The sequence below is a fragment of the Buchnera aphidicola (Shivaphis celti) genome, assembly GCF_039349365.1.
GTDB classification, from domain to species: domain Bacteria; phylum Pseudomonadota; class Gammaproteobacteria; order Enterobacterales; family Enterobacteriaceae; genus Buchnera_L; species Buchnera_L aphidicola_AL.
This window is the reverse complement of the sequence record NZ_CP134977.1, coordinates 75,987-90,620: the sequence shown is the minus strand read 5'-3', so window position 1 is coordinate 90,620 and position 14,634 is coordinate 75,987. Positions and strand designations below refer to the sequence as shown.

13 protein-coding genes and 1 tRNA gene are annotated in these 14,634 nt (G+C 23.6%); 3 read left to right on the top strand and 11 right to left on the bottom strand.

Annotated elements, in window-relative coordinates:
* Positions 1–44: 44 nt before the first annotated feature.
* From pheT to RJT40_RS00410, 7 genes are all read right to left on the bottom strand, one after another.
* Positions 45–2,429: a phenylalanine--tRNA ligase subunit beta gene (pheT, locus tag RJT40_RS00440; protein WP_343182605.1), complete on the bottom strand. Its 2,385-nt coding sequence runs from the start codon at positions 2,427–2,429 to the stop codon at positions 45–47.
* Positions 2,429–3,448, bottom strand: coding sequence for a phenylalanine--tRNA ligase subunit alpha (gene pheS, locus RJT40_RS00435; protein ID WP_343182604.1), 1,020 nt, complete (start codon positions 3,446–3,448; stop codon positions 2,429–2,431). Before pheS ends, pheT begins: the two co-directional genes overlap by 1 nt.
* 94 nt (positions 3,449–3,542) lie before the next feature.
* Complete coding sequence (rplT, locus tag RJT40_RS00430) at positions 3,543–3,899, bottom strand: 50S ribosomal protein L20 (RefSeq protein WP_343182603.1); 357 nt, start codon at positions 3,897–3,899, stop codon at positions 3,543–3,545.
* Between the two features lie 63 nt (positions 3,900–3,962).
* Positions 3,963–4,160 (bottom strand): 50S ribosomal protein L35, encoded by a 198-nt coding sequence (gene rpmI, locus RJT40_RS00425; protein WP_343182602.1) that lies wholly within the window; start codon positions 4,158–4,160, stop codon positions 3,963–3,965.
* Positions 4,161–4,195: 35 nt separating this feature from the next.
* The gene (gene infC / locus RJT40_RS00420) at positions 4,196–4,741 is read right to left on the bottom strand and encodes a translation initiation factor IF-3 (protein WP_343182704.1); all 546 of its coding nucleotides are present in this window, start codon (positions 4,739–4,741) and stop codon (positions 4,196–4,198) included.
* Positions 4,742–4,759: 18 nt separating this feature from the next.
* Positions 4,760–5,959 carry a threonine--tRNA ligase gene (gene thrS / locus RJT40_RS00415; protein WP_343182601.1) on the bottom strand — a complete coding sequence of 400 codons (1,200 nt, stop codon included), beginning with the start codon at positions 5,957–5,959 and terminating at the stop codon, positions 4,760–4,762.
* Between the two features lie 310 nt (positions 5,960–6,269).
* Entirely contained in the window at positions 6,270–7,316 is a 1,047-nt protein-coding gene (locus tag RJT40_RS00410; RefSeq protein ID WP_343182600.1) for a 3-deoxy-7-phosphoheptulonate synthase, read from the bottom strand.
* Positions 7,317–7,581: 265 nt separating this feature from the next.
* Here RJT40_RS00410 and RJT40_RS00405 point away from each other — a divergent pair, with 265 nt between their 5' ends.
* The gene (locus tag RJT40_RS00405; RefSeq protein WP_343182599.1) at positions 7,582–7,959 is read left to right on the top strand and encodes an iron-sulfur cluster assembly accessory protein; all 378 of its coding nucleotides are present in this window, start codon (positions 7,582–7,584) and stop codon (positions 7,957–7,959) included.
* Here the strand turns inward: RJT40_RS00405 and tyrS are convergent.
* Positions 7,948–9,210 (bottom strand): tyrosine--tRNA ligase, encoded by a 1,263-nt coding sequence (gene tyrS / locus RJT40_RS00400; protein ID WP_343182598.1) that lies wholly within the window; start codon positions 9,208–9,210, stop codon positions 7,948–7,950. The two genes, RJT40_RS00405 and tyrS, sit on opposite strands and share 12 nt — an antisense overlap.
* Positions 9,211–9,254: 44 nt before the next feature.
* A complete protein-coding gene (locus RJT40_RS00395; protein ID WP_343182597.1) occupies positions 9,255–9,866 on the bottom strand; it encodes a riboflavin synthase subunit alpha in 612 nt (203 codons plus the stop codon).
* Positions 9,867–9,982: 116 nt separating this feature from the next.
* Between RJT40_RS00395 and RJT40_RS00390 the strand changes: the two genes are divergently transcribed.
* Both RJT40_RS00390 and tilS read left to right on the top strand, forming a co-directional pair.
* Positions 9,983–10,056, top strand: a tRNA-Val gene (locus tag RJT40_RS00390).
* 40 nt (positions 10,057–10,096) lie between these two features.
* Entirely contained in the window at positions 10,097–11,422 is a 1,326-nt protein-coding gene (gene tilS / locus RJT40_RS00385; RefSeq protein ID WP_343182596.1) for a tRNA lysidine(34) synthetase TilS, read from the top strand.
* On the opposite strand, the gene metG is transcribed toward tilS, so the two are convergent.
* Both metG and gndA read right to left on the bottom strand, forming a co-directional pair.
* On the bottom strand, positions 11,419–13,056 hold the full coding sequence (gene metG / locus RJT40_RS00380) for a methionine--tRNA ligase (RefSeq protein ID WP_343182703.1): 1,638 nt from the start codon (positions 13,054–13,056) through the stop codon (positions 11,419–11,421). The two genes, tilS and metG, sit on opposite strands and share 4 nt — an antisense overlap.
* 142 nt (positions 13,057–13,198) lie before the next feature.
* A complete protein-coding gene (gene gndA / locus RJT40_RS00375) occupies positions 13,199–14,602 on the bottom strand; it encodes an NADP-dependent phosphogluconate dehydrogenase (protein ID WP_343182595.1) in 1,404 nt (467 codons plus the stop codon).
* Between the last annotated feature and the right edge of the window lie 32 nt (positions 14,603–14,634).

Below are 14,634 nucleotides of genomic sequence, written 5' to 3'. Positions count from 1 at the left end.
AATAATTTATATACATATTTCGCAACTTTAAAAAATAAAAAAAATCAATTTCTTAAAATTGCTGAAAATTTTTTTTTTAATAATTTCATACAAACATCTATCATAAAATTAATTTCTTTTTCTTCCAGAGTTTTATTCACACTTTGAAATATTATTGTAAATGTTACACTTTTTTTTCCAGTTGGAATATTATTGCCCCGATATATATCATATATATAAATTTCCGAAATATATTCAACAAATTCTTTTTTACAAGCAGCTATTAAATCACCTACTAAAATATTATTACTAACAATAATGGACAAATCTCGTTTACTAGATGGAAAATCAGAGATTTTTTTTATACATTGTATATTTTGAAAATTTATTTTATGCCAATATAATTCAAATAAAAAAACCGAATAGGTTAAATCAAATTGTTGTAATAAATATGGATTTAAAGCACCAACGTAACCAATAACACAATTATGAAAAATAATTTCTGCACTACTTCCTTTTTTTAAATAAGACATATTCTTTTTTTTAAAAGAAATATCTTGTAAATAACCTATTGAAGAAAATATAGATTCTACATCTCCTTTTATATCATAAAAATCAAACCGTTTTTCATTTCCATCCCAATGATTTTTATAATTAATATTTCCAATAATCCCAGATAAATATAAATTTTGTTCTACCCCTAAATGATAATGATTATTTTTTATAAAACATAAACCACTTTCAAAAAATCTCACTTCTTCATATTGACGATTTTGATGATACAGTAACATTTTTAATAAACCAGGTATTAAAGAAAATCTCATACATGATAATTCTTTTGATATAGGATTAATCAACGATATACAATCTACATGTTTATAAATTATATTTTGTATACCTGGATCAACAAAACTATAATTAATTACTTCATGATAACCAGAATCAATTAATGTATATTTCACTCTTTTTAAAGAAGAATGTAAAATGTTATCTTCTGATATAAAAAATTTAGATGTCAATATTTTTTCCGGTATATTATTATAGTTATATATTCTTAAAATATCTGAAATAATATCTTCTTTAATAAAAATATCAATTCTCCATACTGGAGGAGTTAATATCCAAAAACGATTCTTATAAACAACATGATAGTGTAATTGTTTCAAAATACTATGAATAATATTAATATCTATATTATACCCTACAATACTATTGATATCTTCGTAAAACAATTTTATTTTTCTATTAATAAAATTATTATATCGTTTTGATTGAACAATCTTAACAGGACTTTTTATATTTCCATGACAAATCTTTATAAATAAATTTGCAACATAATTGATTACAAATTCTTGATCATACGGATTAACAAAATATTCATTAAAAAAAATTGATTTTTTTTTCTTGAAATGATAAATAGAATTATTTAATACTTCAGGTTCAATAAAAAATGATCCAATAAATAAATTTTCATGATTCGTATTACATGGAAGAAAATCGTAATCAATATTTCCTAAATAAGAAATAATTTTTTTATCACTTTTAATAATTAACATTTTACTATTTAAAAAAATCTTTTTTTTATTATACTCAAGAAAGTCTCCATTATTTGCATAACATATAGAAATATTATTTATATCTTCAGAACTACTAAAAATGTATAAAGAATGACCAAATTTTAAAAAAACATAATTAAAAATATCAATAATAATATTTACTGGAGAAATATTGAACCTTCTTAAATATAACTGAATCCAATCTGGAGTAGAAAATTTTAAATTAATTTTATTTACCACTACTCCTAATAAACTAAAAATAATATTAATATTTTTCATATTTATATTAAATTCATCAAAAGAATTATTTAAAATATCTGTTTTCTTTATTTGAGGTAAAGGTAAATTATTTAAAATAGATACTTCTCTTGCAATACCTAATGCTCCTAAAGCATCTAATCTATTTGGAGTAACATTTACTTTAAGAATAATATTTTGACAAAAATAATATTTTCGAAAATCTATTCCTATAGGAGCATCATCTGGTAATTGTATAATATTATCATCGCCAATAAAAATATTTACATGTAAAAATTTACAAAATATTCCTTCTGATAATACTCCAAAAATATTTACCAATTTTACAAACTTATGGTTCAATAATTTTGATTCAGGCAAAGCAATTACGACTTTTTTATTTTTTTTTATTTTATGATTATGTACAATCCTAATATTTTTATTCATTCCGATATTTACCATAAAAATAAAAAAATCACTTTTATTAGGATGTTGCATGCAATGAATAATTTTTCCAATAATAAATTTAGAAAAATCAAATTTCGGATATTTAATTTCTTCAACTTCAAGACCAGAATATGTAAGTTGCTGGCAAATATGTTCGATACTTAATGGTACAGAAATCCAATTTCGTATACATTGTTCACTTACTTTCATTAGTAATACCTGCTTCTATCAAATTGTTTTAAAAATTTTATATCATTTTTAAAAAATAAACGTAAATCATTAATTCCATAATATAACATAATCATTCTTTCCACTCCCATTCCAAATGCAAAACCAGAATATATTTTTTTATCAATATCAAAACGATCTAAAATATTAGGATGAACCATACCACAACCCAATACTTCTAACCAATGATCTTGATCGGTCATAATATCTACTTCAGTGGATAATACAGTAAATGGAAAATAAGAAGATCGAAATCGAATTTTCATACTTTTATTAAAAAAACATTTCAAAAAATTTTTAATTACCCATATTAAATTAGAGAAATTTGCTCCTTTATCAATTACCAAACCTTCCACTTGATGAAAAATAGGACTATGTGTATAATCATTATCCTTTCGATATACTTTCCCAGGAACAATAATCTGAATTGGTAAGTGTTTTTTTTTAATTTCATGAATTTGCATATTAGAAGTTTGTGTTCTTAACAAACGATCACTATCAAACCAAAATGTATCTTGAGTATTTCTAGCAGGATGGTAAACAGGAATATTTAAAGCATCAAAATTATAATATTGATTTTCTATCTCAAAACTTTTATTAATTACACAAAAACCAAAAGAACGAAAAATAGATTCAATATAGTAAATTATATTAGTAATCGGATGCATAGAACCTATATTTTTTCTACGACCAGGTAAAGAAATATCTATATCTTGCAATATTTCTTTTTTATTACTCTCTTTTTTATCTAAAATTTCTTTTTTTTGTTGAAAAAAAATATACATAGAACATTTTATATTATTAATAATTTTCCCAAAATTTTTACGATCATGTAAATCTAAATATTGAAGACGTGTAATTTTTTTAGATATTATCCCTTTTTTTCCAAAATACTTCACTCTTAATAAATTTAATTCTTTTAGTGTATTAATCTTTTCCAATTCTAATTTAAATATATTTAAAAAATTTAATTCATCAAAAAACTTATTCGATTTATTCAAGATTTCACCTAATAACATTTTTATTTATAAAAGCTTCCAAAAAAAAAAAGGAAGCTAATATTAAAATATTATCAATATTATATAAATAATAAATTTATTTTAAATTTTTTTTAACACGATTGACTAAAATAGTAAAAGCACTATTATCAGTAATAGCAATATTAGATAAAATTTTACGATTAATGTTAATATTCATTTTCTTTAAACCAAATAAAAAATTACTATATGATAAAGAATGTAATCGTACAGCAGCATTAATTCTCGTAATCCATAATTTTCTAAATTGTCTCTTTTTTTGACGTCTATCACGATACGCGTACTGTTCAGATTTAATCACAGCTTGTTTTGCAACTCGATATATCCGAGAACGAGCACCATAATACCCTTTAGCTTGCTTCAATATTTTTTTATGTTTTGCATGGGCTGTTACACCTCGCTTCACACGAACCATTTATACCTCTTTATTAAATATTATAAATAATCAATATAGTTAAAATTCAACATCAATAATTTACTACATATATGGAAAAAATAATCGAACAGTTTTTCTCTCCACGTGCGAAAGAATCACTTTGGATCGCAGATGTCTCTTCTTATGAGTAGATTTTTTAGTTAAAATGTGTCGTAGATTAGATTTTTTACGTTTAAATTTTCCTGAAGCGGTTATTCTAAATCTTTTTTTTGCACTTTTCAACGTTTTTACTTTAGGCATAATTATTACCTGAATTTATATAGTAATCAAAATAATCAGTGAATATTTTTTTTAGGAGATAAAATCATCACCATTTGTCGACCTTCCACTCTGTTAGGGAAAAATTCAATAATAGAAATTTTATTCAAGTCTAATGTAATTTTTTTTAATACCGAAATACCAATATTTTGATAAGCCATTTCTCGACCACGAAATCTTATTGTAATTTTTACTTTATGACCTTGCTTTAAAAACCGAGTTAAATTTTTTAACTTGACTTCATAATCACCTTTATCTGTATTTGGTCGAAATTTTACTTCTTTTATCTGAAAAACTTTTTGTTTTTTCTTTTGTTCTTTCAAACTTTTACTTTTTTGGTATAAGAATTTCCCATAATCCATGATTCGACATACTACTGGAACAGCAGTAGGGCTAATTTCTACTAAATCTAAATTTAATTTTTTTGCGTATTCTAAAGCTTCTTTAATAGTAACAATACCAATCAATTCATTTTTCACGCCAATTAAACGAACTTCATATACCTTGATTTCATGATTAATACGATTATTTTTAACTAATTGCATACGTTTACTAGATTTAATACTTCATCTCCTTTCAATTTATAAAATACGATTTTCAATTTTATGTTTTATATTTTTAATAAAAACATCTATGTCAATCAATTTCATTATTCTATTTTTATAACGAACACTAATCTTTTTATGATATACTTCTTTATCTCCACATATCAAAATATATGGTACACAAGCTAATGTGTATTTTCTAATTTTAAAATTTATTTTTTCAGGTTTAACATCATACTTTACTCGAATATTTTCTGATAACAATTGAGAAAAAACACTCTTAACATAAAAAATATGATCATGATTTACATTAATTACCACAACTTGTACTGGAGATAACCAAATAGGAAAAAATCCTGAATATTCTTCCAATAAAATTCCTATAAATCGTTCTATTGAACCAAGTATTGCTCTATGAATCACAATTGGTATTTGACGTGTATTATTACAATCAATATAACACGAATTAAAACGACTAGGTAGATAAAAATCAAGTTGAATTGTTCCACATTGCCACAACCTTTTAAAACAATCCTCTAAAATAAACTCAATTTTCGGACCATAAAATGCTCCTTCTCCATCTTGATGGTCAAATTTTGTTTTTGTCTGTAATAAAGCATTTTTTAAACTAATTTCAGCTCTATTCCAAATATCATCAGTACCAATACTCTTATTTGGACGAGTAGAAAATTTTACTCTAATATTCTTAAAACCAAATACACTATAACAATCAAAAATCATCTTAATACAATTAATAATTTCACTTTGTATCTGATCTTCCGTACAAAATATATGTGCATCATCTTGCGTGAAACTCTTTAAACGAAGTAAACCATATAAAGATCCAGAGGGCTCATTACGATGACAAATACCGAATTCTGCAATACGAACTGGCAAATCACGATACGATTTTAGATATTTATTAAAAACTTGTATATGAGCAGGACAATTCATTGGCTTTAGGTAATATTTTTTATTTTCCATAGCAGTAAAAAACATCGATTCTTTAAAATAATCAAGATGTCCACTTTTTTCCCAAAAATTTTCATGTAAAATAATAGGAGTTTTTACTTCTTCATATTTCCATTTTATTAATTGTGTACGAATAAAATTTTCTAATTCTCGAAAAACAATTAATCCATTACTATGCCAAAATATCATTCCAGGAGATTCTGATTGTTTATGATATAAATGCATATTTTTATTAATTATTCTGTGATCCTTATGTTTTATCATATTTAAGTTATTTTAATAATAAAAGTTTATTTTATTTATAATACAATTAATTCATTTCATATTTTTTTAAAATATGTAATATTCTAAATGATTAATTATATAAATAAATCATCATCTAAGTCAAAAATATAAAAATTTCTTAACCTTGCGTTTTATCCTAATATATATATACTAACGTGCTAAACGATTGTATTAATATTATAAAATATTTAGAAAAAAATATTTCAAAAAAAACTATTATGATATAAAATAAATAAATTTCATTTTTTAGACAATATACAATACCAGTCATTACGACTGGCATTGTCATTTAAAAACGATAATCAATAGCTTTTGCCAACTGTTTAATAATGAATTCACTATCTTCCCAACCTAAACAAGGATCTGTAATAGATTGTCCATATGATAATTTTTGTGCAATAGAAATATTTTGAGAACCTTCTTTTAAAAAACTTTCAATCATAACACCAGCAATATTTATTGTTCCATCAACGATTTGTTTACAAATATCTTCTGATACATCCATCTGTTTATGATGTTGTTTTAAACAATTCCCATGACTGAAATCAACCATTAAATATTCAGATAATTGAAAATTTCGTAATTTTTTTACAGCTAATGCAATATCCTGTGTATGATAATTAGGATTTTTTCCTCCCCTCATAATAATATGAGCAAAAGGATTACCACTGGTATGATTAATAGTCATTTGTCCATCTTTATTGGGAGCAAAAAATAAGTGCCGTACTTGAGCAGCACGTATTGCATCAATAGCAATATTAATATTTCCATCTGTTCCATTTTTAAAACCAACAGGACATGATAAAGCAGAAGCCATCTCCCGATGAATTTGACTTTCAGTAGTTCGAGCACCAATCGCCCCCCAACTAATTAGATCTGCAATAAATTGACCAATAACCATATCTAAAAATTCTGTAGCAGCAGGCATTCCTATTTTATTGATATCTAAAAGTAACTTACGAGCCACGGACAATCCATGATTTACTTTAAAAGTATTATCAAGATAAGGATCTGAAATTAATCCTTTCCAACCTACCACTGTTCGTGGTTTCTCAAAATACGTACGCATAATAATTTCAAGACGAGAAGAATATTTTTTACGCAATACATTTAATTTTTTTGCATATTCTACAGCAGCTACAGGATCATGAACAGAACAGGGTCCAATAATTACTAATAATCGTTTGTCTTTTCCTGTCATGATATTTGCAATATTTTTTCTTGCAATAATGACATTATCTATAATTTCCGCTGTCAAAGAATAACGTTGAGCTAATTCTGAAGGAGTAATTAATGGATCAATTCGTATTGTACGCAATTCGTCTGTTTTTTTCATATTATTCTCTGAATTAATTATTTTTATAATATTTTTATTATATTAATAATAATATAACTAAATAAACCGAATAAAAATAATAAATATACATATGAAATAAACAATTTTATCAAAAAAAAATCATAAAAATAAAAATATAATATAAAATTAATCAAATATATTAAATTATAAATTAAATTTAAAATTTATTATTTTCAAAAACATTACAATATTTTGTGATAAAATATCAACTAATGTATTACTATTAAAAATTTAAAAATATAATATGAAAAAAAAAAAAAATTGGAATGGAATCATTATAACAGAAGATGCAATACAATATTTCAAAAATATAATAAAAAAAAATTACCATATACATGGAATTCAGATTAGCATGAAAAAATCCGGATGTGCTGGATACAAATATCAAATATCTTTAATGCATGAGGAAAAAAAAATAAACAAAAAAGATTTTTACTTACATATACAAAATAATATCAAAATATATATTCCAATTCAATATATGTCACTTATTGATGAGACAAAAATAGAACTGAAGAATATAGACGGAATAAATATGCATATTACATTTAATAATCCAAAAGTAAAGTCATTATGTGGATGTGGAGAAAGTTTCCAGTTTAGGAAAAAATTACCAACATAATAAGCAATGATTTTTCTTTCCTTTCGAAAGAATAGTATATTTTGAAAAAATACGATCAGAATCAACAAATTTATAACCAGGATCAATTTCTTTTCTAGAATTAATTTTAATTGCACCTGCTATAATTAATTGATGCGCATGACTGCGTGAAACAGATAATTTAGAATCTACTAATATTTGCTTAAAATCTATATTACTTAAAATATCAATACAAAATATACCATCTTGCTGCAATTGTAAAAAATCAGATTCTTTTAAATCTTTTACATTTCCAAAAAACAAATTACTCGTAATTCTTTCTGCAGACTGTAATGCGTGCTTACCATGTACAATTTCCGTAATCTTACTTGCTAAAATTACTTTAATTTTATTTATATCATAAGAATTATCTTGAATAGATTTAATTTCAAAACGACTTAAAAAAGTAAAAAGATTTAAAAAACTATATACTAAATCATCATGAATATTTAACCAGAATTGATAAAATTTATACGGACTAGTTTTTGTAATATTTAACCAAACCATAGACTGATGATCACTTTTCCCAAATTTATCACCATTTTTTTTTAATAACAATGGTACTGTTAATCCAAAAACTTGTTTTTTATATATTCGTTGTATCAACTCAATTCCTGAAGATATATTCCCCCATTGATCTGATCCGCCAATTTGTAACACCACTTTATAATTTTTATGTAATTGTAAAAAATCATATGATTGTAAAAGATTATAAGAAAATTCTGTAAAAGATATACCATGATCAGTTCTATTAATACGTTTACGAACTGATTTTCTACTAATCATTTTATTCACAGAAAAAAATTTTCCAATATCTCTTAAAAATGTAATCATTGTCATATTTTTAAACCAATCATAATTATTTAAGATGATTGGTTTTTGACAATTATTGATTGAAAAAATATTATAAATCTGCTTTTTAATCTCTTTACTCCACTTTATTATATTACGCGGTTCTTGAAATTTTCTCTCTTCTAATTTAAAACTAGGGTCACCAATTAAACTTGTTGCATTTCCAATAACAATAATGATTTTATGACCGTATTTTTGAAACCACATGAGACATAATAATGGTAAAAGATGACCAACATGTAAACTATCTGCTGTAGGATCAAACCCACAGTATACAGTAATTGGGGTACTTAAAATATTTTTTTTTAAATGATCAAAATTACTAACATAAAAAACAAAACCCCTTTCCTTTAATTCATCTAAAATATTTACAATACTCATATAATCATCATCCAAAAGAAAAATAAAAGGGTAATAAAGAAAAATTATCTTTCATGAATACGAATACGATCCATATAATCAAAAAAAACTTTAGTATAATAATCTACTTCAATATTTACTATATCACCAATTTTTCTAAAAGAAATATTGGTTGAAAATATCGTTTCAGGAATAAAAGATACAAAAAATTTATTTTTATATATATTTCCAATAGTTAAACTAATACCATCAATAGAGATAAAACCTTTTAAAAAAATATATTTCATAATAGATGCATCACATACTTGAAAAAAAATTTTTTTATTTTGATATTTATCAATAATATCTAATATTTTTGCTATTCCTAAAATATGACCAGAAACTAAATGACCTCCAATTTCATCACCAAATTTTAAAGATCGTTCAATATTAATTTTATCATTTTCTTTCAATAAACCCAAATTAGTAATTTTTAAAGTTTCTTGCATGATATCAAAATCAACAAAATCATTCTTTATTCGAGTCACTGTTAAACAACATCCATTATTTGCAACAGAATCACCAATTTTTAAATTATACAACAAATTTGTTGGAAAATGAACTGTGATCGTGCTAAATTTTTCTTTGTGACATACCATAACTATATTAGCTAAACCACTGATAATACCAGTAAACATATTTACCTATTAAAAATAAATATTGATTATAAAATTATAACATATATAATAATATTTATAATTTATTATAACACCAATCATTTTAAAATATAAATCTTACTTTTTTATTTACATAAGCGTTCGTAACTCAGTTGGTTAGAGTGCCATCATGACATGGTGGAAGTCAGTGGTTCGAATCCACTCGAACGCATAAATGTGATATTTAAAAAATTGAAAATATTTATCAAAAAATGAATAAAATCAATTTAATACAAAAATTTATTAAAAAAATAAAAAAAAATCAAAAAATTTTAATCGCTTACAGTGGCGGTTTGGATTCAACAGTTTTGCTAAACCAACTAATACCATTTCAAAAAAAAAAACCATTTATACAAATTAGAGCAATTTATATTAATCATAACACAAGTAAAAAAACAAAAACTTTCTCTCAACACTGTAAAAAAACATGTCAAACGTATAAAATTCAATTTATTCAAAAAAATATAAAAATTACAACTAAAAATAATTTTCAAAACAATGCAAGAAAACTACGTTACAAAATTTTTGAAAAAAACATGTTACCTAATGAAATATTAGTCACTGGACATCATGCAAATGATCAGTGTGAAACACTATTTTTATCTCTTATAAAAGGAAGAGGTATACCTGGTTTATCTGGTATACCACATCTACGGTACTTACATTCAAACAAAATTATAATAAGACCATTATTAAAATATACTAAATTACAATTAGAAAATTGGGCAAAAAAAAATAAAATAAATTGGATTAATGACGAAAGTAATTTATCCAATAAATACGATAGAAATTTTATTAGAAATAAAATAATAATCAAAATGCAAAATAAATGGCCATATTTTATTAACAATTGTATTAAAAGTATGAAAATTTTATACAATCAAGAACATGCATTAAATTATTTTTTAGATCAAGAAATAAAAAAACAAAAAACATTTAAAAATATATTTAATATATATTTTTTCCAAAATTATAGTAATATTATACAAACATTACTGATACGAAGATGGTTATTTTTAAAAACTAAAAATACTATAAATTATATCAACACTCAAAATATTTATACTAATTTAGTTGTCAACAAAGAACAGAATAAAAATAATACAATTGCTATAAAAAAGAATATAATTACTAGATACAAAAACAAAATCTATTATATCAAAAAAAAAAAATCAATAAAAAATAAAATTTTATTTTGGCATAACCACAATAAATCGTTAACACTACCCCAAAATTTGGGATATTTAACAAAAAATAGATTAGGTATAAAATTACCTAAACCAAAAAAAACAGATTTAATAAATATAAGATTTCAGTTAAATAAAACTATTTATATTAATCAATATTACAAAAAAAGAACGAAAACAATTTTACAGGAAAATCAAATCACTCCATGGAATAGGAACCGAATACCAATTTTATTTTACAATAACCAACCAATTGCTATTATTGGAATAGTAAATCTTGCATACAAAAAAAATAAAAAAAAAATTATCAAAACATGGAACATATCTTGGATAAATGAGATAAAATATTAAATCATTAAATCATTAATATCAATAATATTAATTCTTGTATATAACGGTTTAAAAATAGCAATACGATGATTAATTAATGGAATATGTAAATTATTCCAAGATAATTCATTTAATAAAAATAACTCTGACTTTTTAGATATATCAGGTATAATTGGTTTTAAATAAATCATAATAATACGAAATAAATTAATACCCATTGAACAAATATTTTGCAAATCACGGTTTCCTTTTTTAATTACAATATTCCACGGTTTTTTATCATTTATATATTGATTAGCTAAATCTGCTAGCTGTATAACATGTTTGATTACTAAATGAAATTCTCCGTTATGAAAAAAATTATTAATCTGATAATTTAAACTAACAAAATGATTATATAAATCATGATTTTCAATTTCTTTTGATAATACACTATCAAAATATTTATTTAAAAAACTGGCACTTCGTGCTGCTAAATTAACAATTTTATTAACAATATCCGAATTAATCTTATACACAAAATCCTGTATATCAAATTCAATATCCTCAATATTAGCAGATAACTTAGATGCATAGTAATATCGCAAACTATCAGAATCAAAATATTTCAACCAATTTTTTATAGTAATACTATTATTTTTAGATTTTGAAAATTTTATACCCTTCAGTGTTACATGTCCATGTACAAATATTTTGGTAGGTTTTCTAAAGTTCATACCTTCTAAAATCGCTGGCCAAAATAAAGCATGAAAATAAATAATATCTTTCCCGATAAAATGGTATAATTCCGTTTTAGAATCTTCTTTCCAAAATTCATGAAAATTTAGAGAATTGTTTTGACGACAAAATTGTTTGAATGTACTAATATATGCAATTGTTGCATCCAACCACACGTAAAAATATTTATTTAACATATCTGGAACTTGAAAACCAAAATATGGTAAATCTCTAGAGATATTCCAGTTTTTTAAATCTTTTTTAAACCATGTTTTCATATGATTAACAATTTGATCATACATAACACCAGATTGAATCCATTGAAATAAAACAGTTTGCAATTTTTTTAAATCTAAAAAAATATGAGCAGAACTACGCATAACGGGAATAGTATAAGAAATACTAGAAATAGGATTAATTAAATCTTCAGCTTGGTATATAGCTCCACAAGAACTACAATTATCTCCATATTGATTTTTAGAAAAACAATTTGGACATGTACCTCTAACAAATCGATCAGGAAGAAAAATATTTTCTTTTGTATCATATAATTGTAAAATACTTTTTACTTTAATAAGTTTTTTTAATTTTAATTGATAATATACCTTATGTAAAAAATACATATTTTCAATATGATGAGTAGAAGAAAAGTAATCATAAGAAATATTAAAAGCACTAAAATCACCTAGATGATCATAAAAAATATCAGATATCAAAACGTTTGGAGAAATATTTAACTCTTTTGCATTTAACATAATAGCTGTACCATGCGAATCATCTGCACAAATAAACCATATATTATTATACCCTATCAATTTTTTATATCTTACCCAAATATCAGCTTGAATATGTTCCAACATATGTCCTATATGTATAGGACCATTTGCATACGGTAAAGCGCAAGTAACTAAAATTTTTTTTTTAATATTTTCATATATTTATTTCAATTTCCATTATACTATTTGATGAAAGTAAATATTATTATAAAAATGTAATTATTTAAATAGATTAATATATTAATCAAATAAATTTTATTAATCTATTTAATATAAGATTGTAAATTCTAAAAAAATAAAAAAATTATTGTAACCAATTTGTATGATATATTCCAGACTTGTCACATCGTTTATACGTATGAGACCCAAAATAATCTCTCTGTGCTTGAATTAAATTAGCCGAAGATTGTGCTGTACGATAACCGTCGTAATAAGAAATTGCAGAAGAAAATGTTGGTATAGAAATACCTTGCTGTATAGTATATGAAATTACTGATCGTAATGATATATGATAGCTATTAGCAATACTTTGAAAATATGGAGATAATAATAAATTAATAATATTATTATCATATTTGTATACTTTAACGATATGATTCAAAATATCTGCCTGAATAATACATCCTGAACGAAATATTTTAGCAATATTATAAAATTTTAAATTCCAATTATATTTTTTAGAAGCAATTGATAATTGTGAAAATCCTTGTGCGTATGAAATAATTTTACTTAAATATAAAGCTTGCCTTAATTGTTCTATAAATTCTACTTGATTACATAATACTGGAATGATTTTAGGTGAGGATAAAATTTTAGAAGCTAGCATTCTTTGCGATTTTAAAGAAGATAAAAATCTAGAAAATACAGAACTAGTAATCATAGTTAACGACTCATGAAGATTTAAAGCATCTTGACATGTCCATATTCCAGTACCTTTACTACATGCTTCATCTAAAATTAAATCTATCAAATCATATTTCCCTTCTTTTTTTAAAAGTATATTTTTCGTAATATCAAGCAAATAACTTTTTAATTCTCCTTGATTCCAGGTATTAAAAATTTCTGAAATTTCTTGATTACTTAAAAAAAGAATATTTTTTAAGATAGTATATGTTTCTGCAATAATTTGCATATCTGCATATTCAATACCATTATGTACCATTTTTACATAATGACCAGAACCATCAGGTCCAATATAATTGATACATGATTCATCATTATATTTAGCTGCTATTGAGGTGAAAATAGGAGAAATAATATCATATATTTTTTTATCCCCTCCAGGCATAATTGCAGGTCCTGTTAAAGCACCATATTCTCCTCCAGAAATTCCCATTCCAATAAAATTAATCTTTTTTTTTAATAAATTTTGATGTCGTTGTATTGTATCTTGATAAAACGAATTTCCACCATCAACAATAATGTCATTAGAATGTAAATGAGGAATAATAGATTGAATAGTATTATCGGTTGCAATACCTGATTGTACCATTAAAATTATACATCTTGGAGATGATAAAGAATTTACAAAATCATTAATAGAAAAATAAGGAATAATATTTTTATTCGGATGATTTTTCAAAAAATCTTTTGTTTTTTGAGCAGTTCGATTAAAAACTGAAACAAAATAACCATGATTTGCAATATTTGTAGCTAAATTGCTTCCCATAACAGCAAGCCCAATTACACCAATATCATTTTTACGCATATTTTTCATTCCTTCAAATATCTCATTAATAT

What these genes read in the sequence shown, in the direction of transcription:
- gndA (WP_343182595.1), bottom strand. Translation starts at nt 14,602, where the DNA reads ATGCGTAAAAATGATATTGGTGTAATTGGGCTTGCTGTTATGGGAAGC.
- RJT40_RS00410 (WP_343182600.1), bottom strand. Translation starts at nt 7,316, where the DNA reads ATGAAAAAAACAGACGAATTGCGTACAATACGAATTGATCCATTAATT.
- RJT40_RS00405 (WP_343182599.1), top strand. Translation starts at nt 7,582, where the DNA reads ATGAAAAAAAAAAAAAATTGGAATGGAATCATTATAACAGAAGATGCA.
- thrS (WP_343182601.1), bottom strand. Translation starts at nt 5,959, where the DNA reads ATGATAAAACATAAGGATCACAGAATAATTAATAAAAATATGCATTTA.
- rpmI (WP_343182602.1), bottom strand. Translation starts at nt 4,160, where the DNA reads ATGCCTAAAGTAAAAACGTTGAAAAGTGCAAAAAAAAGATTTAGAATA.
- pheT (WP_343182605.1), bottom strand. Translation starts at nt 2,429, where the DNA reads ATGAAAGTAAGTGAACAATGTATACGAAATTGGATTTCTGTACCATTA.
- tilS (WP_343182596.1), top strand. Translation starts at nt 10,097, where the DNA reads ATGAATAAAATCAATTTAATACAAAAATTTATTAAAAAAATAAAAAAA.
- rplT (WP_343182603.1), bottom strand. Translation starts at nt 3,899, where the DNA reads ATGGTTCGTGTGAAGCGAGGTGTAACAGCCCATGCAAAACATAAAAAA.
- RJT40_RS00395 (WP_343182597.1), bottom strand. Translation starts at nt 9,866, where the DNA reads ATGTTTACTGGTATTATCAGTGGTTTAGCTAATATAGTTATGGTATGT.
- tyrS (WP_343182598.1), bottom strand. Translation starts at nt 9,210, where the DNA reads ATGAGTATTGTAAATATTTTAGATGAATTAAAGGAAAGGGGTTTTGTT.